Below are 17,806 nucleotides of genomic sequence, written 5' to 3'. Positions count from 1 at the left end.
CTTACCAATACTTGCCACGAGCCTTCTTGCACTAAGGTATTGTATTTCATTCACCATCTGATTGCTCATTGCCCTTTCTGGAACATCATTTCCATCAAATATGCACAGTCAATAGTGGGACTGCGGGTTGTTTCGCAACTCCTACCATCAAAGAGCGGGATATTGTTACTAATTTTATTCGCACCCAGAAACCCACCCATTTGATTGTTTATGAAGGGTAGTGCTTTGTCATGGCGAAGTTGCTCAATGCGATCGCCTGCGAACCAATTCACCAATCCACGAAAATATTGATACATCGGTAGGGGCACAATACTTGCACCCCAGATGCTGCAATGAAACGGTATCACAACAAGCCGCGATAGCGGATAAAAATCAAAATCACTGCCCAGGAACCGAGGGCAACTTTGACAGCAACGAGGAAATTCAATAGGGGGAGAGCGCCACCACTGAAAAGCGTTCCTAACTCCCCGTGGGGTAACTCGTATCCTGCGAGGGTGATTACCGCTAGCACAATAAACACCAGTACAGATACCTTCTCCCAGGTAGCAGCACGCCAACGTTGATAAATTGACTGCATCCATTCCGGTGAAGAGGTAATTGCCACTAGTCCGATCGCCGTTCCCCCAGCTACCCCTGCGGCAAAGCCACCACCGGGACTCAAGTGCCCACGAATCGCCAATTCTATCCCCACCAGGGCGGCAATGGTAGCTCCTAAACGGGCGAGGACAATGGAACCTTGGTCAGTAAACTGATAGATGGTACAGGATGGTCTTTCATTCGCCAAGAGGTAATTAGCTCCCATGATGGCGATGGTAAATACAATCACTTCAAAGATAGTATCATAGAGGCGATTGCGAAAAATCACACCTGACACGGCATTGGGAACACCACTATCCTTGACAATTGCTGCAACGATATCAACATCAAAGTTTGCGTCTGGATGGGGCATGACCAGCATTTTCACAAACAGGGCGATTCCTGCTAAGATGTAAACCCATTTCATAATTTTTCCTCCCCCAAGTCTGCGATATTTACGTAGGATAGGGTTGCCCCTGGTGTCGAAAGTTCCGTTTGCATGATGTCATAGAGGCGTGGAATTCTGGTTTGGGTATGATACTTTACCTGTTCCTCCTGTGGTTGACTGGGTTGGGTGCAGATGGCATGAACTTCTTTTTCAATCAGCGCTCGTTGTAAAGCTTGGGGATTGGTGTAGCTGACTAGCTCCAAACGCATATAACGTTTACGACAAATGCTGCGGAGGTTTTCCAGTAATTGGGCAAAATCCTGTTCCCCTGAAGGCTGGAGCGAGCTTTTCTCCCCATCCTCCTCTGTAATTATTCCCAGACGCATCACCAAGGATGAACGCACCGCCACCGCATAGAGAGCGATCGCCAACATTGTACCCATCAATGCTTCTGTTAAAGCCACATCTGCGGCACCGAGGAGCGCGTCAACCATAGCGGCGATCGCCCCCAAAACTCCCCGCAAAATCAAAGCATGGTAGGGATTCGGTTGAGTCACCAACAAACCCGCAGCTAGGGGAAGCAGGGCAATAATGACATAAAGATAGCTATCATGATTCACGGTTTGTCTCCTGAGTGGAACAATATGCCAACACGTAACCCAGCATGGTATTCCAGATGGCGAGGGAGATAATACCAAGGAGAAGTAGGGGTAATTTTCCTGGTATTTGCAGCATTAAGCCGACGATAATAATCATAGAACCGAGGGTATCGGCAACGGAAAGACCATGGAGTTTGTATAATACGGAGCGATCGCTGACTAAATGCCAGGTTCCCCAAAACCAGAAAATGATACCGATACCAATACAGGTATAACTAAGAAGGTTAATCATACTTCGTTTAATCGTCTAAGTATATGTGCTAATAACATTAATCCGGCATTACCCACGCTCAAGATAATCACCGCCACAACTCCAATCATCCAATCATCCCGAAGCACGGATACAAGCAGAATAATGATGGCTACCTTGCTGGAAATGCTGCCAAATGCCAACATTAACTGCCAAACATCATCACTTTTCCATGCCTCATAAATGGGTATGAGTAATGCCACAATCATGGCTATCATGACTATTTCTAGGTTCATGACTGTTTTTTCCCCCTGTGAATCTGGTGTACTTCGTACCAACCCTCTTCCCGATATTTCAAAACAATGGTTTTGGGTGTAAAGGTAATCAGGAAGATATCGATGAAAATTAAACGGGGCGATCGCCGAGATTTCACCCGCTCCAAAATGATGTCTTCTTGCTTGTGAGGACGGAAAATGATTTCAAAGGCTTCCATATATGCCACTGGAATCGCCACGAGGGTTTTAACTATCACATCTAGCCAATCTTTTAATTTTTCTGGAGATGTGTAACCACGGGGCAAAAGCAGGGCAATGGCAACACCAATGATGATATTTACCAAGCTCAAATCCGAGGTAAGCAAGAACCAAATTACTAGTCGTAATATCAAATGCCCAATCATGCTATTACCCCTGTGCAGAATTCAAAATTCAAAATGCCTCTTGCTCCCTTAGGGAGAGCTGAGTCGCAGAGCGACACGCTCGCAAAATTTAAAATTAATACAGCGTCAGTGTTTCGTTGATTTTGTAGGGTTATTTTATTTTCGTCAGTGGTTCATCGCAAAAGTTGTCAGGGTAAAACATCTGTAGTGGGAGCGTCTCGCTCCTTGATTTTAGGATGCAGGCAAGCCCGCTCTCGAAGGAAGTGAAGGTATGCCCGCAGTCAACTATCAGAATTAATGCGATTGACTCCAAGTAGTTCATTGCAAAAGTTTTGAAGGGTTTATAGTCAGCGATTTATCACTCAAATCAAGGGCTAAAGCCCTGACTAAAAGCCGATAATAACGTTTCCTATTCCCTTTCCCCTGTTAAGCGAGTGCCATCCAAAACACCAGAATTAAAGTTAAACCCATCACCCCAACCAGATGATCGAATTCCTCGAAGACACGGGGCACATATACGGTTAACCTTTGGAAAATCAAATGATATCCCAACCAACCGGCACCGATGGTTGCAATGGCTTTAGCAATATCAGCGAGGTTATATGCCTGAAGATAGATGACATTCCCCACGACTAACCCAGTCAATAACAGTATGACTGCCATCCAGAAACCAGGTTTGGTGACTTGCTCATCCTGTTTGCCGTGGGGTAGGAAGATGAACTTAGCAAAGGAGATAGCTGTTCCCACAGCTGCCACATTCATGACGATCGCCTGCCAGGAGAGGAGATTTTTCATAGTTAATACCTTGGCTCCAAACCCAGCTAACAAGGGAAATCCGGATATAGACAAACAGGCAATAACTAAAGCAATCCAGATATTTCTATCAATCGTCAGATGTTTCAGCTCCTGAAATTTGCGACTGGGTAGGGAACCAGAAATCAGGAAGAGGGAGGATTTCACCAATCCGTGGGTTAAGGTATAAAAACCGCCTACCGCCGGCGCTGCCAGGATAAAACCTAACTGGGAAATCGTATGAAAAGCCAGCATCCGCTTGGTATCTTTTTCTAAGACAGCATAGGAAACTCCCATGACAGCTGTTGCCACACCGAAAATTCTCACGATGATATCTAATTCCTCAGAAATGGCAGCACAACGCAGCAGAGGTAACACACTCGCTTTGACTACAATTCCGGAAAGTAAGGCAGAAACTGGTGTTTCGGATTCCGAGTGGGTAAGGGGTAGCCATAATCCAGAAACAAAGATACCTGCTTTGACTAATAACCCTAAAAATATCAGGGCGATCGCCTCCGTGGGTGAACCCTTTAAACTGGCAAAACTAAAGGAATGATGAGTTTGATAGACTAGCACCGCACCCACCAAATAAAACAACATCGCAGTGTTGCTAACAAATAAATAGCGCAGGGCAACCCAAATAGAGCGATCGCTACGGGGATAGGCAATCAAGAGAAAAGCGGCAATCCCACTCACCTCTAAACCCACATATAAACTGATAAAATCTGCACAGGCAAAAGCCGCATTCAAACTGCCATGGAGCATCATCATCTGGGCATAGAAAAAAGCTGTCTTCTCACTACGCCAACAGTACAGAGCAACCGCAGCAGTCACCAGAGCATTTGTCAAAATAAAGTAGGCGCTTAACTGATCTACCTCCAAGGTGACACCGAAATTATCCAGTAAATTCAGTTTTACTGGTTGATTTTCGATAAATAGCTGTATGGCATAGCCAGCACTGGCGATCGCTCCCCACATTGTCAAATGTCGGTTCAGCTTGGGGACTAGAAATATAATAAAGCCTAAAAAGAATGGTACTGCAATCCAGACAATGGTCAGGGTACTCATGGTGTGTTGTTTTTCTCTATCTCGTTGCTTTCCAATGTGGGGTTATCCCGTGCTAGTTTCATTACGCCCACCAGCATTAAAGCCTGGATAGAAAAGCCGATGACGATCGCCGTCAAAATCACTGCCTGGGGTACTGGATCGGCGTAAGCAACTTTTTTGGTACCTGAGAGAATTGGCGTAAACAAGCCCTCCCGCGATGCCATCAGTACGTAATAGGCAATAACCCCCGTACTCATCACATCCATGGAGACGATTTTCATCACCAGGTTTTTTTTCAGGATGATGCCAAAAAACCCGCACAGTATTGTTGCAAATACGCACGCTTCTAACACAGTAATGACCTATTGGGTAAGGGTAGATGGGAACTATCTTGATTCCGTTAATTTACAGATTAGTTTTACTGATAATAGGTTGTACGAGATACCTAAAGCAAGATGCTCTTTTTGCCCTATTCTGCAAACAGTTGCTGACAAAAGCAAATAATTAAAAATAATTTTTTCGGAGTTTTATAGTTAAACTATTTTGATTTATCTTTCCGCAAACCTAGAGGTATTCTATAATTAATTAATTAACTATTACAAAAAATCTATATATAAATAACCTCAGACTAGCTACAGAGAAAAACAGCTAAAACCCATGTAAATCTATGTATTTATAGGAGTTTGCGTATTTTTTTATTTTTTATGGAGCCAATAAAATAATTTTATCGGGAACATCTTGCTGAAAATAAATGATATTGTTGTCTTGATAAAATCAATAATTAGGATGTATAAAATAAAATAAAGACAGTTGAGAATTAGTCTCATCTCAATCTATGAATCGCTATTATTTATGATTTTTAGTGATGTATTGGAATTTCCTCTCACAATCATAGATTAATAAAAGTATCAATTGGTGCAGCCTAATTTCTAGTATTTGATGATGTATTTAAATTTCCTCTGACAAGCATAAATTTTTCCTCTATTACCCATAACCTCAAATATGTAATGAACTATTCGTGATGCCAAGCTGGCACAATTGGTATGCTTTCCTTCGTCATCCAATGGAAGCTTTGACTATCGTTTCTCTGTGATGACTCATATAAAACTGAAACTTTCTATAATTGCGGTGGTAATGGTTATATTCTCTGTTCCCACCTACTACTCTAAACAGTTCCTAGATGGAGCAGCAAAGGCGGGTGGTTTTGGTTCCTGTGGCTGGTGTTCCCAAACACACCCGTTCTACGTAGCTACCAACCAGGAAATCGCTGACTTTCTCAACCTTTGCTTGCTTGTGGGAGGATTGTCAATTTCCACCTGGGTGCTACTGGTAAATTTTGATTCCCAGAGTTGAAGACAAGGTGCGGTTTAATTCGTTTCTTGACAAACAGCCAATTTTTGTAGACTCGCGCTCTGGAAGGGTACTGGTGGGATCATAAGCAGTCACGATAACTTCCCCTTTGTCATTATTTTATACATGCGCATACTCAGGAAACTTGGGAAATGGTGCGTTACGCGACCCATCCACCAATCTCTGTAGGGTGTGTGACACGAGCGATCGCAATCTAAATCAGCAAATTAACTTTCAAACACTAACTGTCACGCACCAACTAATAATCTGCATACCCCAAAAAACTTCAGAGGTATGTATTATTAGCGGCTGATACCGAAGCGCGGACTCGTTGCAAGTTTGGCTATTTCACCATTTTTCGTGTATCAAGAGCAATGATAAGACTGAATTAATAGGAGAAAAACGAATGAAACACTTATCAAAAATAGGCGTTGCTGATTCAGGGGATGATTTTGGTGATTTTTAGACGAAATAATAATACTTTCAGCCTCTAGTTCATCCCGCATTTATGCAACGCCCAAGGTTGTTCTACTTACAAAAAACTGTATCTTTTTGCAAAAATCTTCCCTTGAAAATGCCACAATCCTCAGTCAGTCGTAAAAGTATGTTTGATTCCCTGCAAAAACTTATTTATTGCAGTTGCGTTAGTGTATTTAGCTTGATTTTACTCTCCGAATCCGTTGGTGCAGGGGTGAATCGTCAACAGCTGCAAACAACCCAACAACCAGCAAGCAATCCGCAAAATCCAACCCGTGCAGAAGCTGAGAAGTTAACTCAGGAAGGATTGCAATTATTTCAACAGGGAACGAAAGAATCATTAATAACTGCCAGGGGGAGATTAAAAGCAGCGCTGATTTTGTGGCAGAAGGTAGGAGATAAGGAACGACAAGCTTTTGTTCTTGTAGGTATTGGTGCGATTTACAATAGTTTAGGAGAAAAGCAGAAGGCTCTAGAATTCTACAACCCAGCTTTACCCTTATTGCGTGCAGTGGGCGATCGCGCTGGGGAAGCTACTATCCTCACTAGTATTGGTTCAGTCTACAATGATTTAGGAGAAAAACAGAAGGCTCTGGAATTCTTCCAGCAAGCCTTATCGTTAAGACGTGCAGTGGGCGGCGGCAAGGGTGGAGAAGCTACTACCCTCAATAATATTGGTCTAGTCTATGACAGTTTAGGAGAAACGCAGAAGGCTCTGGAATACTACAACCAAGCTCTACCATTGTACCGTGCAGTGGGCGATCGCCGTGGGGAAGCTACTACCCTCAATAATATTGGTCTAGTCTATGACAATTTAGGAGAAAAGCAGAAGGCTCTGGAATACTACAACCAAGCTCTACCTTTAAGACGTGCAGTGGGTGAGCGCCGTGGGGAAGCTACTACCCTCAATAATATTGGTGCAGTCTACAATAGTTTAGGAGAAAAGCAGAAGGCACGGTCATTCTACAACCAAGCTCTACCATTGTACCGTGCAGTGGGTGATCGCCGTGGGGAAGCTACTACCCTCAATAATATTGGCACAGTCTACAATGATTTAGGAGAAAAGCAGAAGGCACTGGAATTCTACAACCAAGCTCTACCATTGTACCGTGCAGTGGGCAATCACAGTGGGGAAACTGCTATCCTCAATAATATTGGTGCAGTCTACAATAGTTTAGGAGAAAAGCAAAAGGCACTGGAATTCTACAACCTAGCTTTACCGTTATTCCGGGCAGTGGGCGATCGCCGTGGGGAAGCTACTACTCTCACAGGTATTGGTCTAGTCTACGATAGTTTAGGAGAAAAGCAGAAGGCACTGGAATTCTACAATCAAGCTTTACCGTTAAGACGTGCAGTGGGCGATCATGCTGGAGAAGCTACTACCCTCAATAATATTGGTCTAGTCTACAATAGTTCAGGAGAAAAGCAGAAGGCACTGGAATTCTACAACCAAGCTCTACCGTTAATCCGTGCAGTGGGCGATCGCGGCAACGAAGCTGCTACCCTCAATAATATTGGTGGAGTCTACGACAGTTTAGGAGAGAAGCAGAAGGCACGGTCATTCTACAACCAAGCTCTACCGTTAAGACGTGCAGTGGGCGATCGCGCTGGAGAAGCGAATACCCGATCAAATATTGCTACCCTCGAACGCAGACAAGGAAACCTGCAAGCATCCCTCAAACACATTGAAACCGCCATCCAAATCATCGAAGAACTGCGGGGAACCTACACCGACCAAGACCTGAAAACCCAATACTTCGCCACAGTCCAAGGTTACTACAAATTCTATATCGACCTGTTGATGGAGCTACACAAAAAAGACCCATCCCAAGGTTACAACGTCCTAGCGTTGAATACTAGCGAACGTTCCCGTGCGCGTGGTTTAATCGAACTCCTTGCCCAATCTAACGCCAAACTCAGCAAAAACACCGATACAAAACTTCTTTCCCAAGAACAAGAATTACAAATTAAACGGCAAACCCAGGAAAAAAACCTCGCCCAATTAGTCAATCAACCACAACCATCGCAGAATTTAATCAAAAAAACCGAAGCGGAAATTCAAAATATTATCAACCAACAAAAAGCTCTTCAAACCCAAATCCGCCAACAAAACCCGGAACGGGACAAAATCACCAACCCCCAACCCCTCACCTTACCCCAAATCCAACAACAACTGGATAAAGATACCGTACTACTCCAATATTCCCTTGGTCAAGACCGCAGCTTCTTGTGGTTAGTCACCCCCACATCCATGATTAGCTACGAGTTACCCAAGGAAGCCGATATTACCAAAGTTGCGAATCGTCTCCACACTGCACTCGGAGATTCAGCAGGTCAAACCAATGTTGCGATCGCATCTGCAACCGAACTCAGTCAATTGATTCTCACCCCCGTTAAAGATAAATTAGCCGGGAAAAGGTTGGTTATCGTTGCGGATGGAATCTTACAACAAATACCCTTTGCGGCATTACATGACTTAAATGGGAAGGGAAGGGAACAGGGGACAGGCAACAGGGGACGGGAAATAGCTGCTTCTGTCAATAATTCCAATCACGACAGGAGAGGAATCGAAGTCAAACCCGACCCCCAAAAACCAGTTAAAATTAATACCAACTACCAACCCCTAGTTATCAACCACGAAATCGTTAATTTACCCTCTGCATCAACCATTGCAATTCAACGGGAAAAAACCGCAAACCGCAAACCCGCACCGAAAAAAATCGCAATTCTCGCTGACCCAGTATTTGGTGGTAGCGATGACAACCGAGTGGTCGGGAAACCTGGTTCCATCCTTCCCGACCTCGAAATCGAACGTTCTGCACTCAATCGTTCAGCTAAAAGCCTCCAGCGCAATAATTGGAACCGCTTACCCTACACAGCCAGCGAAGCCCAAGCAATCTTAAAACTATTTCCGCAGACATCCAGTTTACAAGCCTTTAGCTTTGACGCAAACTACAACTGGGCTACAAGTAAAAACCTCAATCAATATCAAATTTTACACTTCGCTACCCACGGTTTTGTCAATCCCGACCAACCCGAATTATCGGGAATTGTCCTGTCATTGTTAGATCAAACAGGTAAACAAATCCCTGGTTATTTACGGTTAGCAGATTTATTTGAACAGGATTACCCAGCCGAATTAATCGTATTAAGTGCGTGCGAAACCGGACTCGGTAAAAATGTCAGTGGTGAGGGGTTAGTAGGGTTGACACGGGGACTCATGTATGCAGGAGCCGAACGGGTGGCGTTGTCATTGTGGAAAGTCAACGATGAGGGAACTTCGGTATTAATGCAGGAATTTTATAAACAAATGCTCACGAATAAGTTAACCCCAGTCCAAGCCTTACGGGCAGCGCAAAAGCAGCTATGGCAGGGTTCCCAATGGCGTAGTCCTCATTACTGGGCAGCTTTTACCTTGCAGGGGGAATGGAGATGATGGGATTTTGGATTTTGGATTTGTGGAACAATCTTTGAGCCTATATACACCAAACACGAATCAAATTAATTTTTCCCATCGAGAATCTCGCAGAGCCATTTCTCCATCTCTTGTTGTTGCCAATTAAATATTTTTAGTATCAATTCATCAAGCTGTTGACTGTTTAGCTGTTCAATTTGACTAACTATCTGTGGTGTGAGAGCGGAAGCACCAAATTTGGCTTGAATGATGGTATTTACCGATTCGAGTTTACCTTCGAGTTTACCTTCGAGTTTGCCCTTTGCTTCGCCTTCGAGACGAGCTTTATTCATTTCGCCTTCATACCAAGCATCGATTTGTGCCATCGTTCTCATAAAGTCTTCATCCTCGGTCGTTAAGCTATCAACAGGTATATCTTTGAGGTAAACACAGTATTTTATACATGCACTGATTATATCATTTTTCTCTCTGCGCTGTGGCGATAATTGTTTAATAGAATCAAAAGCACTTTTGGCTGTTTCTTTATTTCCTAACATCTTTAACCACATTGTTTCTGGACTATCTACTAATTGTTCGATAATCACAATTCCCATGCGTAAAATTGCCGGAAGTCGGTAGACACCTGTTCCCAATTCGGCTGCTGGTTGAGCGTTACATAATATCAAGAGTTTTTCACTGCAATTCACTGTGAGAATCCAGGTAAATGGGTTTTGATTTTCTATTTGTTTTCTTGCTTCTTTTTTATTTGGTTGGTTTTTGATGTTATCTTGCAGTTCTTTTTGTTTTCTATCCCAGTAAAGATTCTTACGGGTGATTGATTTATTAATATCCGTCGCTTCTAAATAGGAACTGTAATGTTCAATAATCAGTGTGGGGTTTTCTTGCATTAACAAGTCGAATAAACCTAAATTTTCTTGTTCTCAAGCGATGTTTTCTTGCTCTGCGATAAACAGTAAATCGATTTCCAAGTCTTCATCATTACGGACTTGGATATTTTGTAGAGTATTCCCTTTGGTTTTATACAAAGATTGGATATAAAACTTGAAAAAGCGATCGTGTTTATATTGAGCCATTGAAATCAAATTAATTAAATTTTGATTCCCAGAGTTGAAGATAAGGTGCGGTTTAATTCGTTTCTTGACAAACAGCCAATTTTTGAGACTCGCGCTCTGGAAGGGTACTGGTGGGATCGTAAGCAGTCAGGATAACTTCCCCTTTGTCATTCATTACCCAACCCCGTGCCGGGATAATGGGTTTGGGTGTAGTTTCTTTGGCAACTTGCCGAAGTTTTTGGCTGATGGGGGTGACAGGTTCCGCAAGATTCACCCTTGTATTATCACTGGGGAGAAATTGGGTTGGGTCTAAAGCGATACCACCCCGTCCGGTGACGATAAATTCACTTCTTACCCGGCGTTTACAGGAATGTTGGGCGATCGCCTGGGTAGTATCTATAATATCCTCTGGTAACTCGATTAACCCCCGACCAGGGTCTATATCTGCGGTATTAATCGTGACTTCTCCACTGAGGTTGGGATTTTGTTGAGAGATGGCTGTAATATCGTTGGTGGGCAGTTTTGCGGGGTCAAGTTGGGCAGGATCTGTGGTGTTTAAAAGTTGTTGTAATTCTGCGCGACTACGGGGGACAAAGCCAAAAATACCATTGGCGGTGATAATGACATTACCACCCTGACCGTTAAAAGCATTGGCTTTAATGTCACTATTTTCTAAGGGTGCGCCAATCACAAAACCGTTGGGAATCGTAATTGTGATATTACCCCCATTACCAGTATTGGCGATCGCGGAGGTGGAAATCAGACTTTTGCCGCGCATAAACAGGAAATCTTGCAAATTCAACTGGATATTACCACCATTGCCAGACTTGGACTCTGCTGTAATACTTCCCTGATTCAGCAAACGCACAGAACCAGATGTGACAAAAACATTGCCAGCGTTCCCAGTACCTTGACCATCAACAGTAATTTTGCCACCATCAATCACTAAACGGGGAGTTTCTAGGAAAATAATACCCCCATCACCCGACGCACCCGTACCCACCAGACTAGAGATGACGCTATCCTTACCAATTTCCGTGAACTCGAAAGCTTTTAAAACCAGAGTTGCTCCCTTTCCACTACTCAGGGTTCCTGTCACCAGTTGCCCACCATCGGCAATTTTCAACTTTTGCGTTTCGACAATCAGTGATGCACCAATACCCTGTGTTGCACTTGCTTGCACAAAATTACCCAAAGCAGTGGGAATCTTAGTTTCGATATCCTTACCCAGGATTTGCAGAGATTCATCCACCTTCACAAGAGTTGTTCCTCCGTTCCCGATACCAAAGGTATCTGCACCAATTTGTACCCCTCCCTGTGCCAAAAAGTTCTTTGCATGGATAATTAAATTACTACCATTCCCCAAACCATTTGTACTCACAGCACTGTAAATCGCCGAAGGAACTTTGGTTCCATTCACAGATACACCAGTTCCTTGCACCTCCAAATTTTCCGATGCATCCACCAGGATATTTTTCCCACTCTGGGAACCAGTAAAGGCAAAAATTGCCGCCCCATCAATGACTCGAATATTTTTGCCACGGACTTGAATTTCCCCCGCACCCAAATTACTACTAGTATCAATAGATGCTTTCTGGGAAAGGGTAATATTTCCAAAGGATGAAACATTGTTATATCCCAACTGCCAACCCTGATTAACCGGAGTCAAACTAACTACACCAGAACCGACACCACCAACTTCAACTTTTCCCCCATCTGCTAACAAATTCCCCCCTGTGAGATTGACTTGCTCTCCCAGCAAAGCTAAGGTTCTACCAGATTTTACGGATAAACCTGGGGGTGTGGATTGTCTGGTAAACTCAAGATTTGTCGCATCAAAGGTGAGATTATGACCTTGCCCTTGGACAGTAATTCCCTTCCCTGAAGGATTATCGCGAAACTTTAACCCGATGGGAATATTCACCGTCAAAACCGGTGGTTTCTGGGTGTTTGTGGCGCTAAATTCGACACCATCACTAAACAAAACACTACTAGCTGTAGTCGCAAAAAACGAGCCGCCGACATCTAATTTGGCATTTTGTCCAAAGAGAATTCCTGCGGGATTGATTAAGAAGAGATTGGCATTGCCTTGGGTTTTCAGTAAGCCATCAATATTGGATTGGAAACCGCCCGTCACACGGCTAAAAATATTTTGAATATCATTAGCATTTTGAAAAACTGCCGCGCCATTCCTAGGAATGGAAAATTCTTTAAAACTATGAAATAAGTTGTTTCCTTGTCGATTACCGTTGAGAATGAGATAGTTGGCAGTGCTATTACTATCAGTCACGGTAGTTGATAAAGTCCCATCTGGGGAAACTTGAGCCTTGACTGAGTTAATAGTCACAAGACTCAAGAGACTGGTGATGAATAGAGCGAGTAAGGATGATTTATTGGGATTTTTCATAAAAATTATACTGCTCTGAAACAAGGTTAAAATAAATTATTTTTTTAAATATGGCGAGATGGTATGAATTAACACCAATTAAATCATGATTCTCATTACCATCTAATAGCTTCCTCAATCAGAAATTTTACTTGCTTAAATTATTCAATTAATTACCACTGATTGTAGTGAAGTGGATAAGGTATTTAACAAAACTAATTATTTAAAATATCAATAACTATTCCAGCCCTCTTTTAACCCTATCCGTCTTTGACATCTTACTAATACCAGGTAGCATTCTGTCATATTAGTTTCACAATAAGGACGTAAGTAGGTCGGTGTGAAAATTTCAATGTATGTCATTGCGAATGAAACGTTCGCGTAGCGTGTCGCTTTGCGACTCAGTGAAATGAAGCAACCGCAACGGTTTTGTCAATTTTACATTCTGTTACATAGTTGGGTTTATTTTCATCGACTTACTTAAACGATTTATGACGGTTGATACCTTGGGATTAGTGTTGCGGGTCTTGGTCACAGCAGCCAATGTGGGTGAACGTTCTGGGGGTAAACAAGTTCTCAAACGAATCAAACAGTCTCATCAAAAGATATCTCGCTTGAAAACGCTCTGGGTCGATGGTGGCTTTGATGGTGAACCGTTTATGCAATGGGTAATGAATTTTTGCGTTGGATTGTGCAGTTGGCGTTGCGCCCAGAGCAAACCAAGGGCTTTATCTTGCTCAAAAAACGTTGGGTGGTTGAGCGCAATGCATGGTTGGCTTATGGGATGTCGGCGTTTGGTTAAAGCTAATACAGCAATTTTTCGCTGAAACTGAAACCTGGTAATGGATTGAGTCTCCTTAAGATTTTCTGTGCGAATCAGATCTTAATCGGATGTAGCTACTAATTCTAATACATTAATTGGCAAAATATTAACTTTGCAGACTAACAAATTAGAGATGTCTCTACCTCCCAAGATATTCACCTTTATAACCTAAGATAGATGGTAAAAACTCTACAGAAACAGAGCATAAAGCTACGAAAGAGTTACTTGAATTTTTATCACCCCAATAAATTAATTATCAATGATGATTTATTTTTTATTGTCGATTCAATAGCACTTTGCGTAATTTTCATAAGCAAAATATTCTAGAGGTAGCCTTATCAATACTACACTTGATAACTTCACAAAACAACTTCACGACAATTTAGAAGCGGTTGAAAACCGAGCAAAATTGTTAAGGAAAAGTGTTCTGTCGGCACCGAAAAGAACTCAAGCAGAGATTCAATCGAAGCTCGACGAAGCGCAAGCAAAGCTAGAAGCGAAAAAAGAAGAATTTGATGAGTATCGAGCGAAACTGAAAACTCAATTTGAGGAAAAAGAATCTGAAGTAAAGTCCCACGTTGAGGAATGGAAAGCGACTCGCAAAGTCAAGAAACTGGAGCATCGGGCAGATAAAGCTGAAGACTACGCTGCTACAGCAATCTTCTTAGCAATGGCAGCGATGGAAGAAGCCGAAGAAGCAACCTTATCGGCAATTTGTACCAGACTAGATGCAGAAACTGCTGCGGAAATTCCAAAATAACCCAAATAAATTACTAGTACAACATGGTGCAAATAAACCAAACATACCCTACGGGAAGTTGCTTTGCGTCGTCTAGAAAATTAACGAGACATCTACGCCAAATTAATTTTGTGCTTCCTGCGGAGGAACTGTGCTAAAGCGTGGCATATGCACAGGAAATATTTTGAATTTTGGATACTTCGACAGGCTAAGTACAAGTTTTGAATTCCGCGCAGAAATACTAGTTTTTTACCAGGAATTAGAATGATGAATAAAATCGACATAAACAAATCTGTACCACGGGATCGATGGGGCGAGTTTTTCGATCAATTTTCAAATGGGAATCGTGGGCGGCATATTTCTATCGAAATTATCGGTTCAGAACTTGGTGACGAAGAATTAATTAAAAATGCACCTTTGATGGCGATGGTTTACGACCCACCGGGAAAAGGAGATGACTTATTAATTGAAGTCGGTCGGGATGAAGTAACTTACGCTCACACGATTGATTCACCAACTGAAGTTTTGACTGCACAGAACTCAAATGGTGTGATGATGGCAGTTTCACTTACTGATGCTGCTGGAACAAAAACATTAATCAAGCTACAAGCTACTTGAATAGCAGTTAATTAAAGTGGATGAAATTCAAGTACAAAACTGATTTTCAACACTTGTATTTAAAAACTTTTCACAGAAAAGAATTGCAAGTTACAAAATCCATACTTCTAACTATTCATAACAGGAAAATCGATTATGAAAGCAACTGTCTATTATGCTCCTGGTGATGTAAGGGTCGAAACCGTTCCCGACTCTACGATTCAAGAGCCAACTGATGCCGTTGTGCGGATTACCCATGCCTGCATCTGTGGCTCCGATTTGTGGTTTTATCGAGGGTCAGATGATTGGAAACCGGGATGGCGCACAGGTCACGAATGGATGGGTATTGTCGAAACGGTTGGTTCGGATGTGCGGAATTTGAAAAAGGGCGATCGCGTACTAGCTCCGTTTGCTTTTTCGGATGGCTCCTGTGAATTTTGTGGCAAAAGTCTACAAACTTCCTGTATCCAAGGTGGCTTTTGGGGTGGAACCAACGATGGTGGACAAGCAGAAGCTGTGCGCGCTCCCTTTGCCGATGCCACACTAGTAAAAATTCCTAGGGAAGTGGAAAACGACGATGCCTTACTCACCGCAATTCTACCGCTCACAGATGTGATGGCAACTGGACATCATGCGGCTATTTCTGCTGGAGTCCGAGCAGGTTCGACAGTGGCAGTGGTTGGCGATGGGGCGGTGGGACTGTGCGGCGTTTTAGCTGCAAAACGACTGGGAGCCGCTCGAATCATTCTACTGGGCAAACATGAAAAACGCATTGAAATTGCCCGCCGCTTTGGTGCTACCGATGTGGTAAAAAGCCGCGATCAACAGGCGATTGATGAAGTGCAAGAGATGACTAAAGGCGGTGCTGAGGCAGTCTTGGAATGTGTAGGCACGGAATCTTCTTTCAGTACGGCGATTGGGATTACACGTCCAGGTGACACGATTGGTTATGTCGGTGTCCCACATGGCAGTGTGAAATTGGCAGGGATGTTTCTCTCAAATATTACCTTGCGGGGTGGTGTTGCGCCTGCGCGGGCTTATATTCCGGAACTATTAGCAGATGTGCTTGCAGGGAAAATCGATCCCTCCCCCGTGTTGGATCTGACGGTCGATCTGGATGGTGTTCCAGGTGGTTATGCGGCAATGGATGGACGAGAAGCAATTAAAGTGATGGTGCGGCTTTAATACGCTCCAAAATTCAGCATCAATCACGCTTATTTGGGAGTTAATTGAGATGCTTCATGAACCGAATGCTTATTTATTAGGCGGTGGTATTGGCTCTTTGGCAGCCGCAGCCTTCATGATCCGCGACGATGACTTCTGTGGGGAAAATATTTTCATTTTGGAGGTAAAGCCCGTCGTGGGGGGAAGTATGGATGGAGCCGGGAACCCTACCGATGGCTATTCGCTGCGGGGTGGGCGAATGTTGACAACCGACAATTACGAATGCACTTGGGATTTATTCAAATCAATTCCCTCCCTAAATTCCCCTGGGAAGTAAGTATTTGACGAAATCCCACCTATTTCGCACCACGACAAGTCACTGCATGTGCAGTTTGAGGCTTTAGTCAAAGCATTTAAGTAAGTTTACTGAAAAGGTGGATAATCAGGAGCAAATTATGACAGATGTAATCAGTCGCGAGGTTGTGCTGGTTTCTTACCCTAACGGACTGCCCAACGCAGATAACTTTGCGATCGCGCAAACCAAACTACAGCCACTTCAAGATGGGCAGGTACTTGTTCGCAATCTCTATATGTCAGTTGACCCATATATGCGTGGTCGTATGAGCGACAGGAAATCATACGTTCCACCTTTTGAATTAGGCAAACCGCTTAATGGCGGTGCAGTTGGCGAAGTATTAGAGTCACGGGCTAAAGAATTCAATCAAGGCGATATTGTGACTTCCAGCTTTGGCTGGCGAGAATACTTCATCGCAGCACCAAAAGAGTTGCATCTAGTCAGCCAGGAGGTGCAACCATTATCAGTTTATCTCGGTGCCCTTGGGATGACGGGTATGACTGCTTGGGTGGGATTAAATTTGGTAAACGTCAAAGCTGGCGACGTGATTTTTATTTCGGGAGCCGCAGGTGCGGTGGGAAGTGTGGCTGGGCAACTAGCCAAATTGCGTGGATGCCGTACGATCGGTTCAGCAGGTTCCATGGAAAAAGTCAAGTTCCTACAGGAAGAATGTGGATTTGATATTGCTTTTGATTATAAAGCCGCTCCTATCCTCGAACAATTGAACCGAGAGGTTCCAGATGGCATTGATGTCTATTTTGATAATGTGGGAGGTGAAATGCTTGAAGCAGCGCTCTCAGTATTAAAAGTGCATGGGCGGATTATCGCTTGTGGCGGCATTTCTGGTTACAATCAGGAGAAGCAGCCTGGTCCTTCTAATCTATTTAACATGATTACTAAACGGTTAACGATGAAGGGACTAATTGTTAGTGATTGGCTAGCTCATCAGCAAGAATTTGAACAGGAAGTAGGTAAATATTTCCGAGACGGAAAACTGAAGAATAAAGAAACAGTGGTAATCGGAATCGAGCAAGCAGTGAGCGCGTTCATCGGACTATTTGAAGGAAAAAATGTTGGCAAGATGGTGGTGAAATTGGATTAGCTTGCCTCCCAAGCTTGTTGTGCTGGCATTTACAAC

The 17,806-nt window shown here is 43.3% G+C and carries 19 protein-coding genes; 8 read left to right on the top strand and 11 right to left on the bottom strand.

The window, feature by feature from the left end:
- Window positions 1-65: 65 nt before the first annotated feature.
- The 8 genes from IJ00_RS29405 to IJ00_RS09785 form a co-directional block, all read right to left on the bottom strand.
- Window positions 66-308, bottom strand: a complete 243-nt coding sequence (locus IJ00_RS29405; protein WP_201782681.1) for a hypothetical protein — start codon at window positions 306-308, stop codon at window positions 66-68.
- Between the two features lie 35 nt (window positions 309-343).
- Complete coding sequence (locus IJ00_RS09815; RefSeq protein ID WP_035152526.1) at window positions 344-1,003, bottom strand: Na(+)/H(+) antiporter subunit B; 660 nt, start codon at window positions 1,001-1,003, stop codon at window positions 344-346.
- A complete protein-coding gene (locus IJ00_RS09810; protein ID WP_035152524.1) occupies window positions 1,000-1,584 on the bottom strand; it encodes a DUF4040 domain-containing protein in 585 nt (194 codons plus the stop codon). The genes IJ00_RS09815 and IJ00_RS09810 overlap by 4 nt, the downstream gene beginning before the upstream one ends.
- Window positions 1,574-1,855, bottom strand: coding sequence for a monovalent cation/H(+) antiporter subunit G (locus tag IJ00_RS09805; RefSeq protein ID WP_035152521.1), 282 nt, complete (start codon window positions 1,853-1,855; stop codon window positions 1,574-1,576). Before IJ00_RS09805 ends, IJ00_RS09810 begins: the two co-directional genes overlap by 11 nt.
- On the bottom strand, window positions 1,852-2,109 hold the full coding sequence (locus tag IJ00_RS09800; protein WP_035152518.1) for a hypothetical protein: 258 nt from the start codon (window positions 2,107-2,109) through the stop codon (window positions 1,852-1,854). The genes IJ00_RS09805 and IJ00_RS09800 overlap by 4 nt, the downstream gene beginning before the upstream one ends.
- Window positions 2,106-2,492 carry a Na+/H+ antiporter subunit E gene (locus tag IJ00_RS09795; protein ID WP_035152516.1) on the bottom strand — a complete coding sequence of 129 codons (387 nt, stop codon included), beginning with the start codon at window positions 2,490-2,492 and terminating at the stop codon, window positions 2,106-2,108. Before IJ00_RS09795 ends, IJ00_RS09800 begins: the two co-directional genes overlap by 4 nt.
- Window positions 2,493-2,897: 405 nt before the next feature.
- On the bottom strand, window positions 2,898-4,331 hold the full coding sequence (locus IJ00_RS09790) for a cation:proton antiporter (protein ID WP_035152515.1): 1,434 nt from the start codon (window positions 4,329-4,331) through the stop codon (window positions 2,898-2,900).
- Window positions 4,328-4,663, bottom strand: a complete 336-nt coding sequence (locus IJ00_RS09785) for a cation:proton antiporter subunit C (RefSeq protein ID WP_035152512.1) — start codon at window positions 4,661-4,663, stop codon at window positions 4,328-4,330. The genes IJ00_RS09790 and IJ00_RS09785 overlap by 4 nt, the downstream gene beginning before the upstream one ends.
- 781 nt (window positions 4,664-5,444) lie before the next feature.
- Between IJ00_RS09785 and IJ00_RS28310 the strand changes: the two genes are divergently transcribed.
- Together IJ00_RS28310 and IJ00_RS09775 are read left to right on the top strand one after the other, a co-directional pair.
- Window positions 5,445-5,663: a hypothetical protein gene (locus IJ00_RS28310; RefSeq protein ID WP_035152511.1), complete on the top strand. Its 219-nt coding sequence runs from the start codon at window positions 5,445-5,447 to the stop codon at window positions 5,661-5,663.
- Between the two features lie 571 nt (window positions 5,664-6,234).
- Window positions 6,235-9,573, top strand: coding sequence for a tetratricopeptide repeat protein (locus IJ00_RS09775; RefSeq protein WP_035152507.1), 3,339 nt, complete (start codon window positions 6,235-6,237; stop codon window positions 9,571-9,573).
- 65 nt (window positions 9,574-9,638) lie between these two features.
- Here the strand turns inward: IJ00_RS09775 and IJ00_RS09770 are convergent, their stop codons facing one another.
- The 3 genes from IJ00_RS09770 to IJ00_RS09765 are packed head-to-tail and all read right to left on the bottom strand — an operon-like array spanning window position 9,639 to window position 13,011.
- Complete coding sequence (locus IJ00_RS09770) at window positions 9,639-10,439, bottom strand: hypothetical protein (RefSeq protein ID WP_052754436.1); 801 nt, start codon at window positions 10,437-10,439, stop codon at window positions 9,639-9,641.
- Between the two features lie 33 nt (window positions 10,440-10,472).
- On the bottom strand, window positions 10,473-10,625 hold the full coding sequence (locus tag IJ00_RS28920; RefSeq protein ID WP_168163455.1) for a hypothetical protein: 153 nt from the start codon (window positions 10,623-10,625) through the stop codon (window positions 10,473-10,475).
- A 52-nt stretch (window positions 10,626-10,677) separates the two neighbouring features.
- Window positions 10,678-13,011 carry a filamentous hemagglutinin N-terminal domain-containing protein gene (locus tag IJ00_RS09765; protein ID WP_035152505.1) on the bottom strand — a complete coding sequence of 778 codons (2,334 nt, stop codon included), beginning with the start codon at window positions 13,009-13,011 and terminating at the stop codon, window positions 10,678-10,680.
- A gap of 431 nt (window positions 13,012-13,442) precedes the next feature.
- Here IJ00_RS09765 and IJ00_RS09760 point away from each other — a divergent pair, with 431 nt between their 5' ends.
- The 6 genes from IJ00_RS09760 (at window position 13,443) to IJ00_RS09735 (ending at window position 17,770) form a co-directional block, all read left to right on the top strand.
- Window positions 13,443-13,817, top strand: coding sequence for a transposase (locus IJ00_RS09760; RefSeq protein WP_371259645.1), 375 nt, complete (start codon window positions 13,443-13,445; stop codon window positions 13,815-13,817).
- Window positions 13,818-14,222: 405 nt separating this feature from the next.
- A complete protein-coding gene (locus tag IJ00_RS09755) occupies window positions 14,223-14,573 on the top strand; it encodes a hypothetical protein (protein ID WP_238178485.1) in 351 nt (116 codons plus the stop codon).
- A 243-nt stretch (window positions 14,574-14,816) separates the two neighbouring features.
- Window positions 14,817-15,170 carry a DUF5335 family protein gene (locus tag IJ00_RS09750; RefSeq protein ID WP_035152501.1) on the top strand — a complete coding sequence of 118 codons (354 nt, stop codon included), beginning with the start codon at window positions 14,817-14,819 and terminating at the stop codon, window positions 15,168-15,170.
- Window positions 15,171-15,305: 135 nt separating this feature from the next.
- A complete protein-coding gene (locus IJ00_RS09745; protein WP_035151758.1) occupies window positions 15,306-16,334 on the top strand; it encodes a zinc-dependent alcohol dehydrogenase family protein in 1,029 nt (342 codons plus the stop codon).
- A 49-nt stretch (window positions 16,335-16,383) separates the two neighbouring features.
- Window positions 16,384-16,650, top strand: a complete 267-nt coding sequence (locus IJ00_RS09740; RefSeq protein ID WP_035151756.1) for an oleate hydratase — start codon at window positions 16,384-16,386, stop codon at window positions 16,648-16,650.
- A gap of 118 nt (window positions 16,651-16,768) precedes the next feature.
- Window positions 16,769-17,770, top strand: coding sequence for an NADP-dependent oxidoreductase (locus IJ00_RS09735; RefSeq protein WP_035158646.1), 1,002 nt, complete (start codon window positions 16,769-16,771; stop codon window positions 17,768-17,770).
- The last annotated feature ends 36 nt before the right edge of the window (window positions 17,771-17,806 follow it).

It is taken from the genome of Calothrix sp. 336/3 (assembly GCF_000734895.2).
Classification (GTDB): domain Bacteria; phylum Cyanobacteriota; class Cyanobacteriia; order Cyanobacteriales; family Nostocaceae; genus 336-3.
This window is presented reverse-complemented; position numbering and strand designations above follow the sequence as displayed.

Excerpts from the sequence above, each read along its gene's own strand:
- IJ00_RS09790 (WP_035152515.1), bottom strand. The coding sequence starts at position 4,331 with ATGAGTACCCTGACCATTGTCTGGATTGCAGTACCATTCTTTTTAGGC.
- IJ00_RS09775 (WP_035152507.1), top strand. The coding sequence starts at position 6,235 with ATGCCACAATCCTCAGTCAGTCGTAAAAGTATGTTTGATTCCCTGCAA.
- IJ00_RS28310 (WP_035152511.1), top strand. The coding sequence starts at position 5,445 with ATGGTTATATTCTCTGTTCCCACCTACTACTCTAAACAGTTCCTAGAT.
- IJ00_RS09765 (WP_035152505.1), bottom strand. The coding sequence starts at position 13,011 with ATGAAAAATCCCAATAAATCATCCTTACTCGCTCTATTCATCACCAGT.
- IJ00_RS09815 (WP_035152526.1), bottom strand. The coding sequence starts at position 1,003 with ATGAAATGGGTTTACATCTTAGCAGGAATCGCCCTGTTTGTGAAAATG.
- IJ00_RS09800 (WP_035152518.1), bottom strand. The coding sequence starts at position 2,109 with ATGAACCTAGAAATAGTCATGATAGCCATGATTGTGGCATTACTCATA.
- IJ00_RS09750 (WP_035152501.1), top strand. The coding sequence starts at position 14,817 with ATGATGAATAAAATCGACATAAACAAATCTGTACCACGGGATCGATGG.
- IJ00_RS09745 (WP_035151758.1), top strand. The coding sequence starts at position 15,306 with ATGAAAGCAACTGTCTATTATGCTCCTGGTGATGTAAGGGTCGAAACC.
- IJ00_RS09805 (WP_035152521.1), bottom strand. The coding sequence starts at position 1,855 with ATGATTAACCTTCTTAGTTATACCTGTATTGGTATCGGTATCATTTTC.
- IJ00_RS09795 (WP_035152516.1), bottom strand. The coding sequence starts at position 2,492 with ATGATTGGGCATTTGATATTACGACTAGTAATTTGGTTCTTGCTTACC.
- IJ00_RS09740 (WP_035151756.1), top strand. The coding sequence starts at position 16,384 with ATGCTTCATGAACCGAATGCTTATTTATTAGGCGGTGGTATTGGCTCT.
- IJ00_RS28920 (WP_168163455.1), bottom strand. The coding sequence starts at position 10,625 with ATGGCTCAATATAAACACGATCGCTTTTTCAAGTTTTATATCCAATCT.
- IJ00_RS09735 (WP_035158646.1), top strand. The coding sequence starts at position 16,769 with ATGACAGATGTAATCAGTCGCGAGGTTGTGCTGGTTTCTTACCCTAAC.
- IJ00_RS09770 (WP_052754436.1), bottom strand. The coding sequence starts at position 10,439 with ATGCAAGAAAACCCCACACTGATTATTGAACATTACAGTTCCTATTTA.